This is a genomic window from Type-C symbiont of Plautia stali (assembly GCF_059730935.1).
Genome location: NZ_AP035923.1, coordinates 2,065,256 through 2,085,778 on the forward strand (window position 1 = coordinate 2,065,256; position 20,523 = coordinate 2,085,778).

At 60.3% G+C, this 20,523-nt stretch carries 20 protein-coding genes; 17 read left to right on the top strand and 3 right to left on the bottom strand.

Annotated features, from left to right (window positions below):
• Positions 1-245 precede the first annotated feature (245 nt).
• The 15 genes from AC6I7J_RS09680 (at position 246) to AC6I7J_RS09750 (ending at position 14,642) form a co-directional block, all read left to right on the top strand.
• Entirely contained in the window at positions 246-1,175 is a 930-nt protein-coding gene (locus AC6I7J_RS09680; protein WP_132462459.1) for an ABC transporter substrate-binding protein, read from the top strand.
• A gap of 83 nt (positions 1,176-1,258) precedes the next feature.
• Complete coding sequence (locus tag AC6I7J_RS09685; protein WP_233210686.1) at positions 1,259-2,278, top strand: dipeptidase; 1,020 nt, start codon at positions 1,259-1,261, stop codon at positions 2,276-2,278.
• Between the two features lie 149 nt (positions 2,279-2,427).
• Positions 2,428-2,499 (top strand): pyrroloquinoline quinone precursor peptide PqqA, encoded by a 72-nt coding sequence (pqqA, locus tag AC6I7J_RS09690; protein WP_010617686.1) that lies wholly within the window; start codon positions 2,428-2,430, stop codon positions 2,497-2,499.
• A gap of 55 nt (positions 2,500-2,554) precedes the next feature.
• On the top strand, positions 2,555-3,481 hold the full coding sequence (gene pqqB, locus AC6I7J_RS09695; protein ID WP_021505973.1) for a pyrroloquinoline quinone biosynthesis protein PqqB: 927 nt from the start codon (positions 2,555-2,557) through the stop codon (positions 3,479-3,481).
• Positions 3,478-4,233 carry a pyrroloquinoline-quinone synthase PqqC gene (gene pqqC / locus AC6I7J_RS09700; RefSeq protein WP_021505974.1) on the top strand — a complete coding sequence of 252 codons (756 nt, stop codon included), beginning with the start codon at positions 3,478-3,480 and terminating at the stop codon, positions 4,231-4,233. The genes pqqB and pqqC overlap by 4 nt, the downstream gene beginning before the upstream one ends.
• Before the next feature lie 4 nt (positions 4,234-4,237).
• Complete coding sequence (pqqD, locus tag AC6I7J_RS09705; protein ID WP_394521723.1) at positions 4,238-4,516, top strand: pyrroloquinoline quinone biosynthesis peptide chaperone PqqD; 279 nt, start codon at positions 4,238-4,240, stop codon at positions 4,514-4,516.
• Entirely contained in the window at positions 4,503-5,645 is a 1,143-nt protein-coding gene (gene pqqE / locus AC6I7J_RS09710; protein ID WP_498005493.1) for a pyrroloquinoline quinone biosynthesis protein PqqE, read from the top strand. The genes pqqD and pqqE overlap by 14 nt, the downstream gene beginning before the upstream one ends.
• Positions 5,645-7,969 carry a pyrroloquinoline quinone biosynthesis protein PqqF gene (pqqF, locus tag AC6I7J_RS09715; RefSeq protein ID WP_498005495.1) on the top strand — a complete coding sequence of 775 codons (2,325 nt, stop codon included), beginning with the start codon at positions 5,645-5,647 and terminating at the stop codon, positions 7,967-7,969. The genes pqqE and pqqF overlap by 1 nt, the downstream gene beginning before the upstream one ends.
• A gap of 120 nt (positions 7,970-8,089) precedes the next feature.
• Positions 8,090-8,440 (top strand): hypothetical protein, encoded by a 351-nt coding sequence (locus AC6I7J_RS09720; RefSeq protein WP_058758599.1) that lies wholly within the window; start codon positions 8,090-8,092, stop codon positions 8,438-8,440.
• Between the two features lie 49 nt (positions 8,441-8,489).
• Positions 8,490-10,493, top strand: coding sequence for a protein-disulfide reductase DsbD family protein (locus AC6I7J_RS09725; RefSeq protein ID WP_498005497.1), 2,004 nt, complete (start codon positions 8,490-8,492; stop codon positions 10,491-10,493).
• Positions 10,493-11,215, top strand: coding sequence for a DsbA family protein (locus tag AC6I7J_RS09730; protein ID WP_031279069.1), 723 nt, complete (start codon positions 10,493-10,495; stop codon positions 11,213-11,215). The genes AC6I7J_RS09725 and AC6I7J_RS09730 overlap by 1 nt, the downstream gene beginning before the upstream one ends.
• The gene (locus AC6I7J_RS09735) at positions 11,212-11,715 is read left to right on the top strand and encodes a thioredoxin domain-containing protein (RefSeq protein ID WP_058780533.1); all 504 of its coding nucleotides are present in this window, start codon (positions 11,212-11,214) and stop codon (positions 11,713-11,715) included. The genes AC6I7J_RS09730 and AC6I7J_RS09735 overlap by 4 nt, the downstream gene beginning before the upstream one ends.
• Before the next feature lie 260 nt (positions 11,716-11,975).
• Positions 11,976-12,812: an MBL fold metallo-hydrolase gene (locus AC6I7J_RS09740; RefSeq protein ID WP_498001002.1), complete on the top strand. Its 837-nt coding sequence runs from the start codon at positions 11,976-11,978 to the stop codon at positions 12,810-12,812.
• 115 nt (positions 12,813-12,927) lie between these two features.
• Complete coding sequence (locus tag AC6I7J_RS09745; protein WP_021505986.1) at positions 12,928-13,350, top strand: DUF2231 domain-containing protein; 423 nt, start codon at positions 12,928-12,930, stop codon at positions 13,348-13,350.
• The gene (locus AC6I7J_RS09750; protein ID WP_498005499.1) at positions 13,347-14,642 is read left to right on the top strand and encodes a PQQ-dependent sugar dehydrogenase; all 1,296 of its coding nucleotides are present in this window, start codon (positions 13,347-13,349) and stop codon (positions 14,640-14,642) included. Before AC6I7J_RS09745 ends, AC6I7J_RS09750 begins: the two co-directional genes overlap by 4 nt.
• Positions 14,643-15,169: 527 nt before the next feature.
• Here the strand turns inward: AC6I7J_RS09750 and AC6I7J_RS09755 are convergent.
• Positions 15,170-16,063, bottom strand: coding sequence for a LysR family transcriptional regulator (locus AC6I7J_RS09755; RefSeq protein WP_088517157.1), 894 nt, complete (start codon positions 16,061-16,063; stop codon positions 15,170-15,172).
• A gap of 102 nt (positions 16,064-16,165) precedes the next feature.
• Between AC6I7J_RS09755 and AC6I7J_RS09760 the strand changes: the two genes are divergently transcribed.
• Entirely contained in the window at positions 16,166-17,260 is a 1,095-nt protein-coding gene (locus tag AC6I7J_RS09760) for an oxidoreductase (RefSeq protein ID WP_262257946.1), read from the top strand.
• A 232-nt stretch (positions 17,261-17,492) separates the two neighbouring features.
• On the opposite strand, the gene AC6I7J_RS09765 is transcribed toward AC6I7J_RS09760, so the two are convergent.
• Positions 17,493-18,395 (bottom strand): ParB/Srx family N-terminal domain-containing protein, encoded by a 903-nt coding sequence (locus tag AC6I7J_RS09765; protein WP_058769836.1) that lies wholly within the window; start codon positions 18,393-18,395, stop codon positions 17,493-17,495.
• 137 nt (positions 18,396-18,532) lie between these two features.
• Between AC6I7J_RS09765 and AC6I7J_RS09770 the strand changes: the two genes are divergently transcribed.
• The gene (locus AC6I7J_RS09770) at positions 18,533-19,165 is read left to right on the top strand and encodes a DapH/DapD/GlmU-related protein (protein ID WP_058769835.1); all 633 of its coding nucleotides are present in this window, start codon (positions 18,533-18,535) and stop codon (positions 19,163-19,165) included.
• Positions 19,166-19,168: 3 nt separating this feature from the next.
• Here the strand turns inward: AC6I7J_RS09770 and AC6I7J_RS09775 are convergent, their stop codons facing one another.
• On the bottom strand, positions 19,169-20,488 hold the full coding sequence (locus AC6I7J_RS09775; RefSeq protein WP_058769834.1) for an MFS transporter: 1,320 nt from the start codon (positions 20,486-20,488) through the stop codon (positions 19,169-19,171).
• Between the last annotated feature and the right edge of the window lie 35 nt (positions 20,489-20,523).

Here is a 20,523-nt window from a genome sequence, read left to right on the forward strand (position 1 = left end):
ACAGATGATAATAGGAATGATTATTATTCTTCTGCGCTTCGACGGTGGCTCTACCGAAGAAGAGCACGACATTGCTCACATTGCTTCCAGTATTACGTTGCCCGCACCTCGTGTTGCGGGCTTTTTTTTGCGCCATCGTCAGCCGCGCATCGTTATGTTCCTTCCGGCAATCCTCATGCGAAATCGGCATCGGTCATTTGTTACGCGCAGGGTAGTCTGGGCTTTTCATCTGCAGAGAAATGATAATGAAAAGAGTGACTTTAACGATGCTGTTACTGGCCAGCGGCAGCGTCGCGGCTCACGGCGTTACCCTGCGCATTGCCGATCAAAAGGGCAACATGCGCGCCGAGCTGGAAGCAGCGCAGCAGCTCAACGATCTCTCCTACCGTATCGAATGGGCGGAATTTCCGGCCGCCGCTCCGCTGGCCGAAGCCCTGAATGCCGGGGCGGTTGATGCCGGTATTATTGGTGATGCGCCGCTGCTGTTCTCGCTGGCCGCAGGTTCGCAGGTTAAAGCGGTGGCCGTCAGCAAATCCACCCCGGCCGGGCTGGCGGTGCTGGTTGCGCCGGACTCACTCATCAAAACGCCGCGGGATCTGCGCGGTAAACGTATCGCTACCGGGCGCGGGTCGATCGGTCATTTTATCGCGCTGAAAGCGCTGGAAAGTGCCGGGCTGAGCGATAAAGCAGTCAGCTGGCGCTTTCTCACGCCTGCCGATGCGCGCATTGCGCTGGCGAGTGGCTCCGTCGATGCGTGGGCAACCTGGGATCCTTACACCGCGCTGGCAGAAGTGACGCATACCGGGCGCGTGCTAATCAACGGCGTGGGGCTCTCCAGCGGCAACAGCTTCCTCGCCGCCACCGATGCGGCACTGAGTGACGCCAGTAAACGTGCGGCGCTGCAGGATTATATTAACCGGCTGGCGGCCGCTGACCGCTGGGCCAATCGCCACGTTGAGGCGTATTCCGCCAGGCTGGCGAAAATCATCGGTTTTCCTCAGGAGGCTGCCGCCAAATCTTTTGCCCGACGTCAGTCACACTGGCAGAGCATTGACGACCACACCGTACAACAGCAGCAGGAAACCGCCGACTTTTATCAAAAGTACGGCCTGATTACTCAGCCACTCGATGTCAAGCCGACCTTTTATCGCGGTCTGCAGGTGGCACAACAGTAACCCTTTGTGCGCCGGTATTTGGCGAACAGGCGGGATGCGCGTAGCATGGCGGCATCAAATCCGTGGCGGATAACCCAATGTTAATCAAAACCTTTGATGGTCATAATGACCTGTTGCTCAACCTGTGGTTGCATCATCGCGACGATCCGGCCACTGCCTTCTTTACCGGTATCGAAAAAGGACACCTCGATTTTCCGCGCATGCAGCAGGGCGGCTTTTCCGGCGGATTGTTTGCGCTGTTTGTGCCGCCGCAGCGCTACGTCAGCGAAGTAGCACCTCAGCTGGCCGGTGAAGCGTGGCAGCCGCTGGAGATCCTGTGGCAGCAGCTGGAGATTCTGAAAACGCTGGTTGCCCGTTCTGACGGCCGGGCGCGCCTGTGCCTCAGCACCGCCGATATCGCCGCCTGCCGGCGCGACGGCGTGCTGGCGATGGTGGCGCACATTGAGGGCGCGGACGGTTTTGACGGCGACGGCGCCGACCTTGCCGCCTTCTGGCAGGCGGGCGTGCGCAGCATCGGTCCGTTCTGGAATCTGGAAAATCGCTTTGGCGCTGGCGTCACTGGCGCGTTTCCCGGTTCGCCGGATAGCGGTCCGGGACTGACCGCCGACGGCGAGCGGCTGATCACGCTGGCAAATCAGCAGCGCATGATGATCGACGTGTCGCACATGAATGAAAAAGCATTCTGGGACACGGCCCGGCTCTCATCCGCGCCGCTGGTCGCCAGTCACTCGAATGCGCACGCGCTGTGCGCGCAGCCGCGCAACCTTACCGACGACCAGCTGCGGGCGATACGCGATAGCGGTGGCGTGGTCGGCATTAATTTCGGCAACGCCTTTCTGCGCGCCGACGGTAAGCGCGACGATGATGGCGGCTTGATCGAAATTGTTAAACACTGTGAGCATCTGATGACTATTATGGGAAGCGATCACGTCGCGCTGGGGTCGGATTTTGACGGCATCAGCGTGCCCGCAGAGCTTAAAGATGTCACCGGTTTGCCGCGGCTGTATGCGCTGATGCGCAGTCTCAACTATGATCAGGCATTGCTGGAACAACTTGCCTGGGGCAACTGGCAGCGGGTATTGCACCAAATCTGGCAGGCGTAAGTGTATTTCCTTACGCAATCAGGGTTGATCTGCTCGCTACATTGGCGCAACATCGCCCCGCGTTATCCATTGCTGGCGGAAGCTTTGTTTCTGTCGCAATGTTTTTAGCAGAGCCTGCTCTGCGTTTTAAGACTATGAGGAAGAATATTATGTGGAAAAAACCTGAGTTTGTTGACCTGCGTCTGGGCCTGGAAGTAACGCTGTACATCTCCAACCGCTAAGACGTCCTGCCCGCCGTTCGTGCGGGCATTTTCTTTTCCTGCTTCGGTCCTTCACATGTTTATTAAAGTCCTCGGTTCGGCGGCTGGCGGTGGCTTTCCGCAGTGGAACTGTAACTGCGCCAACTGCAGCGGGCTGCGTAACGGCACGCTCCAGGCGCAGGCGCGCACCCAATCCTCAATCATTGTCAGCGATAACGGTACCGACTGGGTGTTATGCAACGCTTCGCCGGACATCAGCCAGCAAATCGCCCGCACGCCGGAACTGGTGAAACACGGCGTGCTGCGCGGAACGGCGATTGGCAGCATTATTTTGACCGACAGTCAGATCGATCACACTACCGGTCTGCTGAGCCTGCGTGAGGGCTGCCCGCATCAGGTATGGTGCACGCCGGAAGTGCATGCCGACCTCACCAGCGGCTTCCCGATTTTTACCATGCTGCAGCACTGGAACGGCGGCCTGCAGCATCGTGCGCTCACGCCGCTTGAGCCGTTTCGCGTTGACGTCTGCGCCAGCCTGCAATTCACCGCCATTCCGATTCTCAGCAATGCGCCACCGTATTCGCCGTATCGCGATCGTCCGCTGCCGGGACATAACGTGGCGCTGTTTATCGAAAACACCGCCAGCGGACAGACGCTGCTGTATGCGCCGGGCCTCGGCGAACCGGATGCGGTGATTATGCCGTGGCTGCAAAAAGCCGACTGCCTGCTGATCGACGGCACGGTGTGGCAGGATGATGAGCTGCTGACCACCGGCGTCGGCAAAAATACCGGCAAAGCCATGGGCCATCTGGCGCTGGCGGAAGAGCAGGGGCTGATGGCGCTGCTGGCCGCGCTGCCGGCCAGACGCAAAATTCTGATTCACATTAACAACACCAATCCGATCCTCAACGAGCATTCGCCGCAGCGTCAGTTCCTGACGCAGCAGGGCATTGAAGTGAGCTGGGACGGCATGGCGATTCATTTGCAGGAGTCCGCATCGTGATCATTACCGAGGCGTTGTCACCCGAAGCCTTTGAACAGGCGCTGCGTGCCAAAGGCGCGTATTACCATATTCATCATCCTTACCATATCGCGATGCACAACGGTGCCGCGACGCGCGAGCAGATTCAGGGCTGGGTGGCGAACCGTTTTTACTATCAGACCAATATTCCGCTGAAAGATGCGGCGATCATGGCCAACTGTCCGGATCCGGCAACGCGCCGTAAATGGGTACAGCGTATCCTCGATCACGACGGCCGTAACGGCGAGGAAGGCGGCATTGAAGCCTGGCTGCAGCTGGGAGAAGCGGTCGGTCTCGATCGCAAAGTCTTGCTGTCAGAGAAGCTGGTATTGCCAGGCGTACGGTTTGCCGTTGATGCCTATGTCAACTTTGCGCGTCGCGCCAACTGGCAGGAAGCGGCGTGCAGCTCACTCACTGAGCTGTTTGCCCCACAGATTCATCAGTCACGCCTCGACAGCTGGCCACAGCACTATCCGTGGATCAAAGAGGAAGGCTATTTCTACTTCCGCAGCCGCCTGAGCCAGGCGAACCGCGATGTCGAACATGGCCTGGCGCTGGCGCTGGAGGTCTTTACCAGCGCTGAGCAGCAGAACCGTATGCTGGAGATCCTGCAGTTTAAACTCGACATTCTCTGGACCATGCTGGATGCCATGACCATGGCATACGCGCTGCAGCGTCCGCCGTACCACACGGTGACCGATCAGGTCGCCTGGCACAGTACAAGACTGGTGTAATCACATGAAAGAGACTCTGATTCCGGTGTTTCGCCGCGGCTATCGTCTGCAGTGGGAAGCCGCGCAGGACAGCCACGTGGTGCTTTACCCGGAAGGGATGGCGAAGCTGAATGAAACCGCTGCCGCCATTCTGGAACTGGTGACCGGCAAGCAGGATGTGGCGGCCATTATCGCCACGCTCAATGCGCGTTTTCCGGAGGCGGGCGGCGTCGATGATGACGTCAAAGACTTCCTGCAATCGGCCATTGAACAGAAGTGGATCCAGTGTCGTGAACCCGAATAAACCTGGCGTGAATGCGCCGCTGTGGCTGCTGGCGGAGCTGACTTATCGCTGCCCGCTGCAGTGTCCTTACTGCTCGAACCCGCTGGATTTTTCGCAGCAGGAACAGGAGCTGAGCACCGAACAGTGGATTGAGGTGTTCCGCCAGGCACGCGCCATGGGCAGCGTGCAGCTGGGCTTTTCCGGTGGTGAACCGCTGACGCGCAAAGATCTGCCTGAGCTGATTCGCGCCGCGCGCGATCTGGGCTTTTACACCAATCTGATCACCTCCGGCATTGGCCTGACGGAGAAAAAGCTCGATGCCTTCGCCGACGCCGGGCTGGATCACATCCAGATCAGTTTCCAGGCGAGTGATGAAACGCTGAACGCCGCGCTGGCCGGTTCGCAGAAGGCGTTTCAGCAGAAGCTGGCGATGGCAAAAGCGGTGAAAAAGCACGGCTACCCGATGGTGCTGAACTTCGTGCTGCACCGCCATAACATCGACCAGATCGATAAAATCATCGATCTGTGTATTGAGCTGGAGGCGGATGATGTCGAGCTGGCCACCTGTCAGTTCTACGGCTGGGCGCATCTTAACCGTCAGGGATTACTGCCAACGCGCGAGCAGATTGCCCGCGCCGAAGCGGTGGTTGCGCGCTACCGTGAGCGCATGGGCAGCAGCGGTAATCTCACCAATCTGCTGTTCGTCACGCCGGATTACTACGAAGAGCGACCCAAACCCTGTATGGGCGGCTGGGGATCGATATTTTTCAGCGTGACGCCGGAAGGTACGGCGTTACCCTGTCACAGCGCGCGCCAGTTGCCGGTGCAGTTTCCCTCAGTGCTGGAGCAGAGCCTGGAGGATATCTGGTACAACTCGTTTGGCTTCAATCGCTATCGCGGCTTCGACTGGATGCCGGAACCGTGCCGCTCATGCGATGAGAAAGAGAAAGATTTCGGCGGTTGCCGCTGCCAGGCATACATGCTGACCGGCGATGCCGACAACACCGACCCGGTGTGCAGCAAGTCGCCGCATCACGGAAAAATTCTTGAGGCACGCCGCGAAGCCAGCTGCAGCGATATCAAAATCGCCCAGCTGCAGTTCCGCAACCGCAGCAATTCTGAGCTGATTTTCAAACAACGGGTCACCTGATGTGCGAACGCAGCCTGACGCTGGCTAACGGTCTGCGCTGTCATCTGTCGCACCAGCCCGACGCGCGGGAAAGCGCGGCGCTAGTGCGCGTCGGCGCGGGCAGCCTGCACGAACCCGATCGCTGGCCCGGCCTGGCGCATCTGCTGGAACACCTGCTGTTTTGCGGCAGCGCGGGCTTTACCGGCAATGCGCGCCTGATGCCGTGGCTGCAGCAACAGGGTGGTCAGGTGAATGCCACCACGCAACTCAGCCGCAGTGCCTGGTTCTTCCAGCTGCCGGCGCAGGCGCTGGCGGCGGGCATGGCAAGGCTGGCAGATATGCTGGCTGCGCCACTGCTGACCGTTACGGCGATTACGCAGGAAGCGGCGGTCATCGAGGCAGAATTTCAGCTGCTACGGCATCATGCCGAAACGCTGAGTAAAGCAGCGCTGCTCGACGCGGCCGGCGGCGCACTGCGCCGCTTTCGCGTCGGGAGTGCAGCGTGTTTTGGTGACAATGTAACGGAACTGCAGCAGGCGCTACGGCTATTTCATCAGCAGCATTTCGTCGCCGCCAACCAGCGGCTGTGGCTGAGCGGACCGCAATCGCTGGATGAATTACAGCAGCTGGCCGAGGCGTTTGCTGTTCGCCAGCCAGGCGGTGCGGCGCACTCCTTATTGCCAGCCATTCCTGCGCCGGAGCCTGTTGAAACGCTCATCCAGCTTGCCGATGAAGAATCATTCTGGCTTAGCCTGTTTATCACCGGCGAAGAAAACGCTTTGCGTGACAATGTCACATTACTGGAGGCTTTCTGGCAGGATGAAGCCCCTGGCAGCCTGATGGCGCAGCTGCGCAGCGAGCAACTGTGCGCTTCGCTGCAGTGTGAATGGCTGTGGCAGAGCGCCGATCATAGCTGGCTGGCGTTGCGCTTCAGTGCGCCAGCGCTGTCAGCGTCGGCGGCAAGACGCATTGAACAGCTCTTCTGGCAGCATCTGCGTGCGGTGCGCGCCGCCACGCCAGCGCAGCATCGCCACTATTTGCAACTGGCACAGCAGGATTTCGCTGCGCTGTCGCCGCTGACGCAGCTGCGCGGACGGGCGCTGGGATCGGCGCCGTCAGCTGACATTCCCGCAGATTTCACCGGTTTCATCGCCGCGCTGTCACAGGCACCGTGCACGCGGCTGCTGACGCAGCGACAGCTGTCCGCCGCGCCTTACAGCACGCAGGGATTCTGCCTGCAGCGCGCGCCATGGCCACCGACCGCGGCTGGTCCGGTCGCGCCGGTTAACTGGTCATTTTATCCTTGCGCTGACGTCCTGCATTTGCCGGAACTCCCGGCAAATTGCGCGCCGTTGCTGCGCGCAAACCCGGTGCAGCCGCGGGAAACGCTGCTGGTGCGCCCGGCGTTTTATCACACCCTGAGTGACGAGGCGGCGCTAAGCTGGCAGCAGCAGCTGCGCCCACGGCTGGCCGCACTGCGCCATGCCGGTGGCAGCGGACGCTGGCAACAGCAGCAGGGCGTCTGGCAACTGGTGATTAATCTGCCTGACGATGCAATGCCCGCGCTGCAGCAGCTGCCTGGCGTGCTGGCGGCGCTGAATGCGCCGGTGCTGCCGCAACCGCACCGTGCTGCACAAAGTATTGTGATTCGTCAGTTGCTGGAAGCGCTACCGCAGCAGTTGCTGGCCCCGGCTGCGCATCCTGCATGGCAGGCCGCCTGGTGCGGCCACAGCGAAAGCGTCAGTCAGCATGCCGCGCACGGGCTGAGCGAGGTGGTCCGGACGCAGCCTGCGCCGGCGCGCGCGGCTGCGCTACAGCACGGCGTCAGCGCGCTGCGCTGTGCGGCGAACGATCAGGCCTTGTTGCTGTTTATTCCGCTGCCCGCTGCCGATGATGCCAGCCTCGCGGCGCTGCGTGCGCTGGCGCTGATGTTCGAACCACGCTTCTTTCAGCGCCTGCGGGTTGAGCAACAGATTGGCTACGTGGTGTCAGCGCGCTACCAGCGCGTGGCGGATGTGGATGGACTCCAGCTGGCGCTGCAATCCCCGTCCATTGGCTGGCGCACGCTGCTGCAACACTGCAAAGCGTTTTTGCGCGATATGGTGAGTGAACTCGCCGCCATCAACGATGAAACGCTGCAGGGCTGGCAGGCGACGCTACTGGCGCAGTGCCAGCCACACCAGAACGCCGACGCCGCCAGTGAGGCACTGCGAAAACAGCAGGGACTGCCGGTGCTTACGCCAGAAGCGGTCGCCGCGCTCACGTTACCCCAGCTGCAGCGGCTGCATCAGCGCCTGCTGCGCGAACGCCGCCGCTGGCGCTTGCTGATTAATCAACGTAAATAATTTCTCCCTCTCTGCAGTCAGCACGATCCCGCTGGCATAAAGACAAAAGTTTACACAGCAGGGGTTGGTGTTTCTGCTGCTTTTGCATAAACTGGCGGCACTTTTCTCTGAGGCTGTGGCATGACGATATCGCCCCAACGCGCAAAATGGATTCTGGCACTGGTTTGTCTGGTGCTGGCATTTTGTCTCGTCCAGCGCAGCTTCAATCTCCCGACCCAGCCTGTCGTTAGCATTACTGCTCACAGCGCCGCCGTTGATGACGGTGCCAGCAGTGATAAACCCTGTGCGCTGGGCGCTAAGTCACTCAGCGGCAGCGCGCCGCTGCTTGATACCGCGCTGCCGTTCCTCGTACTGCTGCTCGCGTTGATCGCCACGCTATTTCAGACTTCGTCTGCTACCGTCTGGCGGCGTGAACCGCTGTTTGTGCCGCTGCGACGGCGCCATCTCACGCTCTGCGTCTTCCGGGAATAACACCACGCGATCCACCGCGTAAACCCTGTTATTCACCGGAGAAACGATTATGACATTCCTGATCAGGAGCCTGCTGCTCCTTGTGGCGAGCTGCGCGCTGACCGTGCAAGCCGCCGATACCGGCTGGCTGCGCAACGCGCAAAACAGCCACGCCGAAGTGCGCCTGCGCGCCGCGCCGCAGGGCGATCACCTGCAACTGCTGCTGGATATTCGCCTGCAGCCGGGCTGGAAAACCTACTGGCGCTCGCCGGGCGAAGGCGGCGTCGCGCCGGAAATCCGCTGGCAAACGCCGGATATCAACGCCCGCTGGTCGTGGCCAGTGCCAGCGCGCTTTGACGTCAGCGGCCTCACCACGCAGGGCTACAAAGGCAACGTTACGCTGCCCATCATGCTCGAATCTGCCCCGCTGGGCACGCTGGCCGGCACGCTGACGCTGTCCACCTGTAGCGACGTCTGCATCCTGACGGACTTTCCGTTCCAGCTCGATCTCTCGCAGCCCGCCAGTCCGGATTTTGCACGTGACTTCGCCCAGACGATGGGGCAGATCCCGGCTGACAGCGGGCTGACCGATCAGCTTGATGCCAGCTTCGTTGATGGCACGCTGCAAATCCGGGCGCTGCGTCAGCAGGGCTGGCAGCAGCCGGAACTGTTCTTTGATTATCCGCAAGGCAGCATGCTGGCGGCACCGCAAATCAGCGTGCAGGGCGAGACGCTGACTGCCCGCGTGGCGGTGACCGATGAATGGGGCGAGGCTGCGCCGGACCTGCGCGGTAAAGCGCTGTCGCTGGTTATCGCTGACGCCGGTATCGCTCAGCAAAGCCAGCTGCCCCTTGGTCATCAGCCGCTGTTTTCTCCCTCCGCCGGGAACGCCACGCTGTGGTCGGTAGTGCTGCTGGCGCTGCTCGGCGGGCTGATTCTCAACCTGATGCCCTGCGTGCTGCCGGTACTGGCGATCAAACTGAGCAGTCTGGTGCAGCAGCAGGGACAGACGCAACGCCAGACGCGTCAGCAGTTTCTCGCGTCCAGCGCTGGCATTCTGTTCTCTTTCCTGCTGCTGGCGCTGCTGATGACCGTGCTACGGCTCAGCGGTCAGGCGCTGGGCTGGGGCATTCAGTTTCAGAGCAGCGGCTTTCTGCTGGTGATGGTGCTGGTGATGTTCCTGTTCAGCGCCAGTCTGTTCGATCTGCTGCATTTTCGCCTGCCTTCCGGCCTGACTACCCGGCTGGCGACGCACGGCGGTGCCGGTCTGGCAGGGCATTTTGGCCAGGGGGCCTTTGCCACGCTGCTGGCGACGCCGTGCAGCGCACCGTTTCTTGGCACCGCCGTCGCCTATGCGCTGACCGCGCCGCTGCCGCAGCTGTGGCTGCTGTTTGTCGCGCTCGGTGTCGGCATGAGTCTGCCGTGGCTGCTGGTTGCGGCGCTGCCGGGTATGGCGCGCTGCCTGCCACGTCCGGGGCGCTGGATGCTGCATCTGCGCACGCTGCTGGGGCTGCTGATGCTGCTGGCAACGCTGTGGCTGGTGACGCTGCTGATTCCCCACTGGGGCAGCACCGTCGCCATTCTGCTGGCGGCCATCCTGCTGCTGGCGCTGACGGGCTGGCTAATCGCACGCCGCGCGCTGCCGCAGGCAGGTCTGGTGTTCATTACCGTGACGCTGGCGGGCGCGCTGTTACTGCTGACGCGTCTCTCACCGGAAGAAGAATCGCTGGTGTGGCAACCGCTGACCGAAGCCGCCATCAATCAGGCGCTGGAGCAGGATAAGCGCGTATTCGTCGATGTCACCGCTGACTGGTGCATCACCTGCAAAGTGAATAAATCGCGGGTGCTGAATCAGCCTGACGTGCGTGCCGCCCTCGGCGCAGAGGATGTGGTGCTGCTGCGCGGTGACTGGACTCAACCGGATCCGGCCATCGGCGAGTTCCTGCGCCGCCGCGATCGCGTAGCGATCCCCTTTAACCAGATTTATGGCCCGGCACTGCCGCACGGCCAGATTTTATCGCCGTTATTAAGTCGTGATGCGGTGATTTCAACACTCTCTGAGGCAAAAAAATGATGAAAAAATCCCTGTTACTTTCGCTGATGTTACTGGCGGCACCCGCCCTGGCCGCCGCGCCATTTACCCCCGAGCAGGAGGCGCGCATCAAACAACTGATTCGCGAAACCCTGGTGCAAAATCCGGCGATTCTGGCGGAAGCCGCCGACGCATTTGATAAAGAAGCCGCGCGCCAGCAGCAAAACGTGGTCGCGCAGATGGTAGAGAAAAACCGCGCGGCGCTGTTTGACGATGCCGGCTCACCGCGCATCGGTGCCAAAAAACCGGCACTGACGCTGGTCTATTTCACCGATTACAACTGCGTCTTTTGCAAAAAGTTTGAGGCGGATATCGAAAAACTGCTGCACAACTATCCGCAGGTGGCGGTGGTACTGAAGCCGCTGCCGTACCGCGCTGAAAGCTCGCTCAGTTCGGCGCGTCTGGCGCTGACGGTGTGGGAGCAGCAGCCGAATAACTTTCTTAAGCTGCATGAACGGCTGATGGCAAAGAAAGGCAACCATGATGAAGCCAGCATCGCCGCCGCGCTGGACAAAAGTGGCATCAGCTTATCGGCGCCGAGCACCGCCAGCCTCGACACCATCAACCTCAACCTGACGCTGGCGCAGCAGCTCGGTGTGCAGGGTACGCCCGCCACGCTGGTGGGCAATCAGCTGATCAGCGGGGCAGTGCCTTATGCACAGCTGGAAGCCGCGGTAAAAGGTGCGCTACAGGCTCAGCCATGAGCCGGGTAACGCGCTGGCTGCGCGAAGGCGTGCTGTTGGTGCTGATGGCAGCGGCGCTGCTGCTGGCCATGGACTGGCTGCGTGCACCGCAGCTGCCCGCGGATGTGGCCCGCCAGCCGCTCAGCGCGCTGCAGGGCGAGGTGAACCTGGCGACGCTGAGCCAGCAGCGGCCGGTGCTGGTTTACGTCTGGGCCAGCTGGTGTGGCGTGTGCAAACTCACCACACCGACGGTGGCCGCGCTCAGTCAGCACGGCACGCAGGTGGTCAGTGTGGCTCTGCGATCCGGCAGCGATGCGCGCGTTGCCACCTGGCTGGATAAAAAAGGAGTACGGGGATTCGCCGTCAATGATGAAAGCGGGGCGCTGGGACAGCGCTGGCAAATCAGCGCCACGCCGACGTTCATCGTGCTGCATCAGGGCAAGGTGGTCAGCACCAGCAGCGGCTGGACCAGCAGCTGGGGGCTGAAGCTGCGCCTGTGGTGGGCGGCACGCGCTGCCTGATTAATCATTAACGGTTAACCGACCGCGATAAATAACCGTAGCGTGAATAACCTTGCGCTGCGGTTATTTTTTTGCTCATTAAAAATCCGCATTCAATATTTCAATGCATTGAAATCAAATGAGTAATAAATAAAGCGATAAATGAATGACTCTGGATTATTTGCAATTGCCATCATCATGGCACATATATGTTAAATCACTTTTTTATTTATTCATTTAATAACGGCGCGCTCGCGCCATTTTATTTTTGGGGGAGAACAATGCGAATTCATCACCTCAACTGTGGCTGCATGTGCCCGCTCGGTGGCGCGTTATTCGATGGTTTCAGCAAAGGTCCGTTTGCTGAACTGGTGTGCCACTGCTTATTGCTGGAAACTGACCGTCACGGTTTAATCCTCGTGGATACCGGTCTGGGCACGCAGGATATGCACCATCCTGACCGCCGCCTGTCGGGCTTTTTTCGCGCGCTGAATAATATTCGCTATAACGAGCAGCTCAGCGCGCTGGCACAGATTCAGCTGCTGGGTTTTCGCCCGGAAGATGTGCGCCACATTATTCTGACCCACCTCGATTTTGACCACGCCGGCGGCATCAGTGATTTTCCGGCCGCCCGCATTCATCTGCTGCAGCGTGAGCTGGATACCGTAACCCAGGCGGGCGATAGCAGCTGGCTGGCGCGTCAGCGGTTTCGCCCGCAGCAGTGGACTGCGCACGATGGCTGGCGCGGTTACGCCAGCGGCGGCGAGCGCTGGTATGGCTTTGATGCGGTGAAGGCGGTCGACGATCTCAGCGATGAAATTCTGCTGGTGCCGCTGCCGGGACATACGCTGGGCCATGCGGGCGTGGCGATTCGTCACCAGGGCGGCTGGCTGCTGCATGGCGGCGACGCCTGGTTTTATCGCGGTGAAATGTACCACAGCCAGCGCCACTGTACGCCGGGCCTGCGCGCCTATCAGCGCCTGATGTGCAGTGACCGCGCCGCCTGGCACAGCAATCAGCAGCGGCTGCGTGAGCTGTCACTGCAGCACGCGCAAGAGGTGCAACTGTTCTGCAGCCACGACGCGCAGGAACTGAACCAGTTCCGTCGGCACGGTTAACTTTTTGTGCGGGCTGTGCGCATGACTCTTTATCTTTACTAATATTTCTCAGGCGTGCGAAGCGATGCCTGGCCGGATCGCTCTCGCCCGGAAAAACTGTGATAGGGAGAGTGCGATGTACCATACCTCGGGACGCTCGGTTGTTGGCGTGACGCTGTTTACCCTGCTTGAGCCGTTGCCGCTGGGCTTTTTCTTTGCTGCCTGGCTGTTTGATATTATCTATCTGCAAACCTTCATCGTCATGTGGACCAAAGCCGCCAGCTGGCTGATCGCCATCGGGCTGGTGCTGGCAATTGTGCCGCGACTAATCAGCCTGATTCATTTATTCCGTGGCGCACCTGCCGCAGAGAAGACCCATTTCTGGCTGTCGCTGCTGGCGATCGTGCTGGCCATCGTCAACGCATTCATTCACAGCCGCGATGCCTATGCGGTGGTGCCGATGGGCGTAACGCTCTCCACCCTGGTGGTGGTGGTGTTGCTGATAGCGAATCTGCAGCTGGCGCTGCGCGAGCGTCGTTTACAGGGAGGTCGCCCATGAAATTTCGTGTAATGAGTGCGCTGTGGATTGCGGTACTGCTGAGCGCCTGCGACAGCGGATCGGACCTCGATCCGCAACGGCAAATCGGCCCTGATCCGCAGCTGCCGCAGGCTAAAAACTTCTTTATGCCGCCGATGCAGGTGCCGGAAGGCACCGCGTGGAAAGAGGGCGAGACACCAAAAGTGGCCGACGGCCTGAAGATCGAGAAAATCCCGGCCAGCCTGATGCACCCGCGTCAGCTGTATGTGCTGCCTAATGGCGACGTTCTGGTGGCAGAAGCCAACGGGGTGAAAAACCCGGTCACGGCACCGAAAGAATTGATCATGAGCCTGGTGCAGAAATCTTCCGGCAAAGGTGGCCCGGGCGGCAACCGCATCACGCTGCTGCGCAACGTTAACGGCAAGTGGGAACAGCACCGGTTTATCGAAAACCTTAATGCGCCGTTTGGCATGCAGCTGATTGGCAATACGCTGTATGTGGCTAACGCCGACAGCCTGGTGAAATTCCCTTACCAGACCGGCGAAACCGAAATCCGTACGCCGCCGGAAGAGGTGACGTCGCTGCCGGGCGGTGAGCTGAATCACCACTGGACCAAAGCGCTGCTCGCCAGTCCGGACGGCAGCAAACTGTACGTCGGTGTCGGCTCCAACAGTAACATCACCGAGAACGGCATCGGCGCAGAGTATGGCCGCGCGGCGGTGTGGGAAGTGGACACCGCAACCGGTGCCAGCCGCATCTATGCCAGCGGCATCCGCAATCCTACCGGTCTGCAGTGGGAGCCGCAAAGTGGCAAGCTGTGGGCCATCGCCAACGAGCGTGACGAAATCGGGTCGGATCTGGTGCCGGATTACCTGACCTCCGTGCAGGACAAAGGTTTCTACGGCTGGCCGTACAGCTACTTTGGTCAGCACGTCGACGAGCGCGCACAGCCGCAGCGGCCGGATCTGGTCGCGAAAGCCATCAAGCCGGACTATGCGCTGAGCTCACACGTGGCACCGCTCGGCCTGCTGTTCTATGGCGCGGATAATATGCCGCAGTACCGCGGCGGCGCGTTCATCAGTGAACACGGCAGCTGGAACCGCACGCCGCTCAACGGCTATAAAGTGATTTGGGTGAAATTTGAAAACGGCAAACCGGTCGGGCAACCGCAGACGGTGGTGTCAGGATTCCTCACCGACGATCAGAAGCAGGTACGCGGTTTGCCGGTAGGACTGGCGACGGATAATCAGGGCGGGGTGTTGATTGCCGACGATGCCGGCAACGCGATCTGGCGTATCAGCGCCGCGCAGTAGGATAATCGCAGGCAATAAAAAAGGATTTGGCCAGGTCGCCAAATCCTTTTTTTATGTTCGTCACCCGGCTGGTAACCGCGCTCGGAACGGGGTGCTCAGCACTCCTCACAAAAGGAATGATAAAATGTGCAGCGAAAGATTTCAAGTTTCGCTAAAATACTGTATGGTTATACAGGTGTTGAGCGCGGCGGATGCTTATTGTTTTCTGATGACTCCAGGGGCGCGGATAGTCAAACCCCGGCAGGTTTCAGGTGGTGCTGGCCTGTGGCTTTCACAATGAGTGCCGCTCAGCGCTCCTCACAGATGTGCTTAGGCGGTCGGCGGGTAGAGTCAGGGCCCCGAAAGCTGAACAGCGCGCTCCTGTCAGAGGAGAAGGAAAGTGATGGAACTTGTTCGATTACTCCTGGACCTGGTCCGGGTGATCCTGCAAATCATCGTTGCCCTTTTGCAACTGACCGGTCAGGCGCACTGACCGGAACTTGAAACAAGGCGGAGCTCACCCCTCCGCCTTTTTTCGTACGCCCGCGTTACTCGCCGGGCCGGCTTTGCTGTTGCATCGCCTGTCTGAGCGCCGCAACAAACACGCTGACGCGCGCCGGCAGATGGCGCGTGGTGGGAAACAGCGCCCACACGCCCAGCATCTGCGGCTGCGCGTCCTCCAGCTCCAGCGCCACCAGTTCGCCGGATGCCAGTTCTTCCCGCACATCCCACTCAGAAAGCTGCGCGATGCCGCTGCCGGCCACGCACAGCGCACGCACCCCTTCGACATTGCTGCCGCTGAAGCGTCCGTCAACGCTCAGGCTGGAGAGATGACCGTCCACCATAAAACTCCACTGGACCACATTCGACAGGCGCAGACAGTGGTGTTGATGCAGATCCGCCAGATGACGCGGCGTGCCGAAGCGTTGCAAATAGCCCGGAGCCGCACACAGCCGGCGCGGGTTGTCGGCCAGACGGTGAGCCACCAGGCGGGAATCGCGCAGCGGGGCGATGCGAATCGCGACATCAAAGCCCAGCCCGACAATGTCCGTGACATCGTCGCTGAGCTGAAACTCAACGCGGAGACCGGGGTTTTGCTCCATCAGTGACGGCAGCAGCGGAATGATGGTGCGGCGGCCAAACCCCGTAGGCGCGGTGATGCGCAGCTGGCCGGTGGCCCCCTGTTTATCGGGCGCGAACAGGTTGCGTGCGCTCTGTTCGGTCTCGGCCAGCGTTCTGGCATAGGGAAGAAACTCTTCGCCTTCATCGGTAAGGGCAATGGCGCGCGTGGTGCGATGCAGCAGCCGTACGCCGAGATCTTCCTCCAGTGAGGCCAGCCGGCGCGACACGGTCATAGTGGTGGTGCCGAGCCGCCGCGCCGCCTGCGTCAGGCTGCGGGTTTGTGACACCATCAGAAAAACATCAATATCCCGGGAGTTCATTGTAACGGTTTCCGTTAAGCAGACGTATCATAATCGGTCATTTTTGCCACAATAGCGACTCACTATAATGGCTCCTGATGATAATTTACCTCAGAGCGCCAAATGTCCGACAAACACCTGTTTCAGAGCAGTACGCTTAACCACCTCGATTTAACCAATCGCCTGATGGTGGCACCGATGACGCGCATCTCCGCCAGTGTGGACGGTGTCCCGGGCGAGCGTATGCAGCAGTACTATACGCGTTTCGCCCGCGGTGGCTTTGGCGCAGTAATCACCGAAGGTCTCTACATCGATGAAGCCTGGTCACAGACTTACGCTTTTCAGGCCGGGCTGGTCAATCGCCAGCAGATCGCCGGCTGGCGGGCCATCACCAACAGCGTGCACCAGCACGGCAGCAAAATCATTGCACAGCTGATGCACGCCGGTGCGATATCGCAGGGCAATATTTACCGGCGCGATACGCTGGCGCCTTCGGCGATCCCGCCACGTGGCGAACAGCTGCGGTTTTACCATGGCCACGGCGCTTATCCGTTGCCGCGCGCCATGAGTGATGAACAGATTGAGCAGGTGATTGACGCCTTTGCTGACAGCGCGGCGCGCGCCATTGAGGCAGCCGGTTTTGACGGCATTGAAATTCACGCGGCCAACGGTTATCTGCTCGATCAGTTCTTTACCGATTACACCAACCAGCGCAGCGACCGCTGGGGCGGCGATATTATCGCAAGACTGACGCTGACGCGGGAGGTGATTGCCGCGGTGCGACAGCGCATCGGTGCCAACGTCACGCTGGGCGTGCGGATTTCCCAGGGGAAAGTGAATGATTTTACGCATAAATGGCAGGAGGGCGCTGCCGGAGCGCGCCAGGTGTTTGCGCTGCTGGCCGACTCAGGTATCGATTATCTGCACCTGACCGAGCATGATGCGCTGCAGCCGGCGTTCGCGGACGCGGCAGAGTCGCTGCTACAGCTGGCACGTCAGGCCGCGCCACAGTTGCCGGTGGTGATCAACGGATCGCTGTCAGATGCCGAACGCGCCGGCATGGCGTTGTATCAGGGCGCAGATTATGTGGCGCTGGGCAAAAGCGCGCTGGCCAATCCGGACTGGCCACAGCGCGTTCGCCACGGCCAGCCGCTGCGCGCCTTCGATCAAAACCTGCTGGCACCGTCCGCGGATGTTAAAAACAGCGAGCTGGTATAACCGCCTTTTTCGGTCGCCATCCATGGCGACCCTGCCACAACGGTGAAAGACGCCTGCCCGTGCACCAGCAACAATGGTATGGGGTTTTGTCGGATGCGCATTGCTGCGCACCAGCAACAATGGTGTGGGGTTTTGTCGGGTGCGCATTGATGCGCACCAGCAGCAATAGTGTGTAATTTTGTAGGGTGCGCATTGATGCGCACGTGGATAAACCCAACACTACCCAGCCCGCTTAACGTTTAAACGCCCAGCTCAGCTTACCGTTATCGGCGCTTAACTTGTTCAGCGCCTTCTGGTTCACCGCGTCTCTGGCACCGAGCGCCTGCGCCGTCAGCGGACCGCTATCACTCTGCGCAATCACCGTATCCTTCGGCACGCTCACCATCTTCTCCGCCACCTTTTTCACTGCTGCGGCGTAGCCGTCGCGATCGCGCAGGTTGAACGCTTTCAGCGGCAGTTCCCGGCTCAGCCACTGTCCCCAGAAGAACTCCAGGAACGGCGGCGGGTTGCCTGGCTTATCGAAGCCGATATCGCGCACAAAATAGATCAGCGAACGATACTCATCATCCTGCATATGCTGGCGACCCAGCTCCTGCGGCAGTGCTTCGGGGGCGATCTTACCGTTTGGCGTCTCCAGCCACACCAGATGTGCCGACGCCATTTTCTGCCAGAAAGCAGCCTGGCTTTTCAGCGGGCGGAAGTCATCGGTAATGCGCACCTGCACCGGCGTTGACAGGCCGGCCATGTCCGCAAAGTTGCTGAACGTGTGGTGGCCATCAGTCAGGTACAGTTGATTATCCGGGCCGATCACCGCGGTTTTCATCGGGCCGGGTTCGCTGCCGACCGGCGCCTTACAGCTGAAACTGGCCGGATCGCGCAGGGTAGAGCGCGGCGTGAAACTTTTCACCCCTTTTTGTCCCATGCTTTCGCAATAGTCATCGAACAGCTTTTCCGGATCGGCCTGATAACGATGCTGCTTGTAATCCAGCTGGCGATAACCAATGGCGGCCTGAGTGGGATGCAGCTGCGCCAGTTCGACCTGCACAATTTCTCCGGCTTTGATGTCGGGCGGCAGGGCGGCAAAGGCGGGGACGGTACTGAATAGCAAGGCTAATAACGGCAGGGACGCTTTCATTCCATTTTCTCCTGAAGATCTCCCGGTGGAGCAACACGATAGCATTCCTGTCATCTTCCCGCTCTAGTGTTGTGGCTCGCGGTTGCGTTGAGGCAACCACTTATCCAGACATCTGACCACAACGGAGCACCTGCTTTATGATTTCTGCCACCCAGCCTCCCGCTAAACTGCAACACACCGCCATCGATCCCAGCGTCCGTCTGCGCGACACGCAGATTGGCCAGCAGTGTGAAATTCTGGCGCACAGTTATCTGGAATACAGCGAACTGGGTGATTTTTCCTACCTTGGGGAACACTGCTGCGTGGCGGATGCGCAGATTGGCCGCTTCACGGCCATCGCCAATCAGGTGCGTATCGGGGCACCGAATCATCCGATGGATCGCGCCTCACAGCATCGCTTCACCTACTGCCCGGAGTATTACGACAGCCGCGCGCAGCGCGATGCCGGTTTCTTCGCCGGACGCCGTGCCGATCGGGTGATCATTGGTCACGATGTGTGGATCGGTCACGGCGTGATTGTCCTGCCTGGCGTGACGGTCGGTGACGGCGCCGTGCTGGCGGCCGGGGCGGTGGTGAGTAAAGATGTGCCGCCTTACACCATCGTCGGCGGTGTGCCGGCGAAACCGATTCGCGCCCGTTTCAGCGCTGACATCGCGGCGCAGCTGCAGGCGATTGCCTGGTGGAACTGGCCGCTGGAGAAGCTGATGGCGCACCTGGCGGATTTTCAGTCGCCGGATATCGCCGCTTTCTGCCAGCGGCACGGACGATAACCCTTACACGGCCTGCTGCGCGGCGGCTGGCGGCGCATCGGCTTGCAGGCGTTTCTCCGGCTGCAGCAGCGTCATGGCCAGCATGCTGCCAAAGGCGATACAGGCGGTGACGGTAAACATGGCGTTATAACCGTAGTACTGCGCCAGCCAGCCGCACAGCATCGGTGAAATGATCGACGCGAGGTTGGCGATGGCCAGCGTCATGCCGCTGAAGGTGCCGACCGATGCCTTCGGCGTCACGTCAATCACGACCGACCAGTAGACGTTATTCACCAGCGCATTGAGCGCGTTGCCGAGCGTCATCAGCGCGATAATCCCGGCAGCAGATCCGACCCAGGGAATGGCCATAAAGCAGCAGGCGGTGGCGCACAGCGTCACGGCGGCAAACAGGTTGCGCGCCAGCCGCAGATTGTTAAAGCGTGCCAGCAGGCGATCGGCGATGCGTCCGCCCAGCAGCACCGTCAGGCAGGCACCGCTCCAGGGGATCATCGCCACATACCACAGCGAGTGCAGGTCATAGTGGAAATTATCCTGCAGATATTTCGGCAGCCAGGTCACCAGGGTAAAGGTGATGTAGAGGAAACTGAAATAGCCCAGCGCGTTGCACACCAGCGTGCGGCTGGTGAAGAAGCGCCACCACGGCAGCGCGCCTTCGTCCTGCGGCTGCTGGCGTTGCCCGGCAATGATCAGCTGACGCTCGACGGCATTGGCACGGGGATGTTGCTGTGGCGTATCAGTAAAGTGGCGGGCAAACAGCAGCATCGCCAGCAGTGAAAACGCGCCGAGCAGCATAAACATCATGCGCCAGTCGTTGGTGAGCAGCAGCAGTCCGACGGCAATCGGTGCGGTCAGCAGCGAACCCACCTGGGTGCTCAGCAGGCCAATTCCCAGCGCGAAACCGCGTTCGTTATCCGGTGCCCAGTGGGCGATGGTTTTGTTCATCAACGCGTAGGCCGGCCCTTCGCTGAAGCCAAACAGCACGCGCAGTGCAGCAAACCCCATGATCGCCGAGCCGCCAAACAGCGCCATGCCCAGCTCTCCGGCCCAGGCGGTGGCGATCTCCAGCAGCGACCACAGAATGCCAGCCATCAGCCAGACCTTTTTGGTGCCCAGCCGGTCGGCAAGGAAGCCGCCGCACAGCGACCCGAACAGATAGCCAAAGCCAAAGTAGCCCAGCACGGCACCGAGTTGCACTTTACTGAAGTGAAATTCCTGCGAGATGGCGTTGGCGGCGAACGACAGCGCACCGCGGTCGATGTAGTTAATCAGTGCGATGAGAAACAGCAGCGAGAAAATGGTGTAGCGGGTTGAGGACGCTTTCATCATGCGACTCCTGAAAATGAACACAGGAATCATTA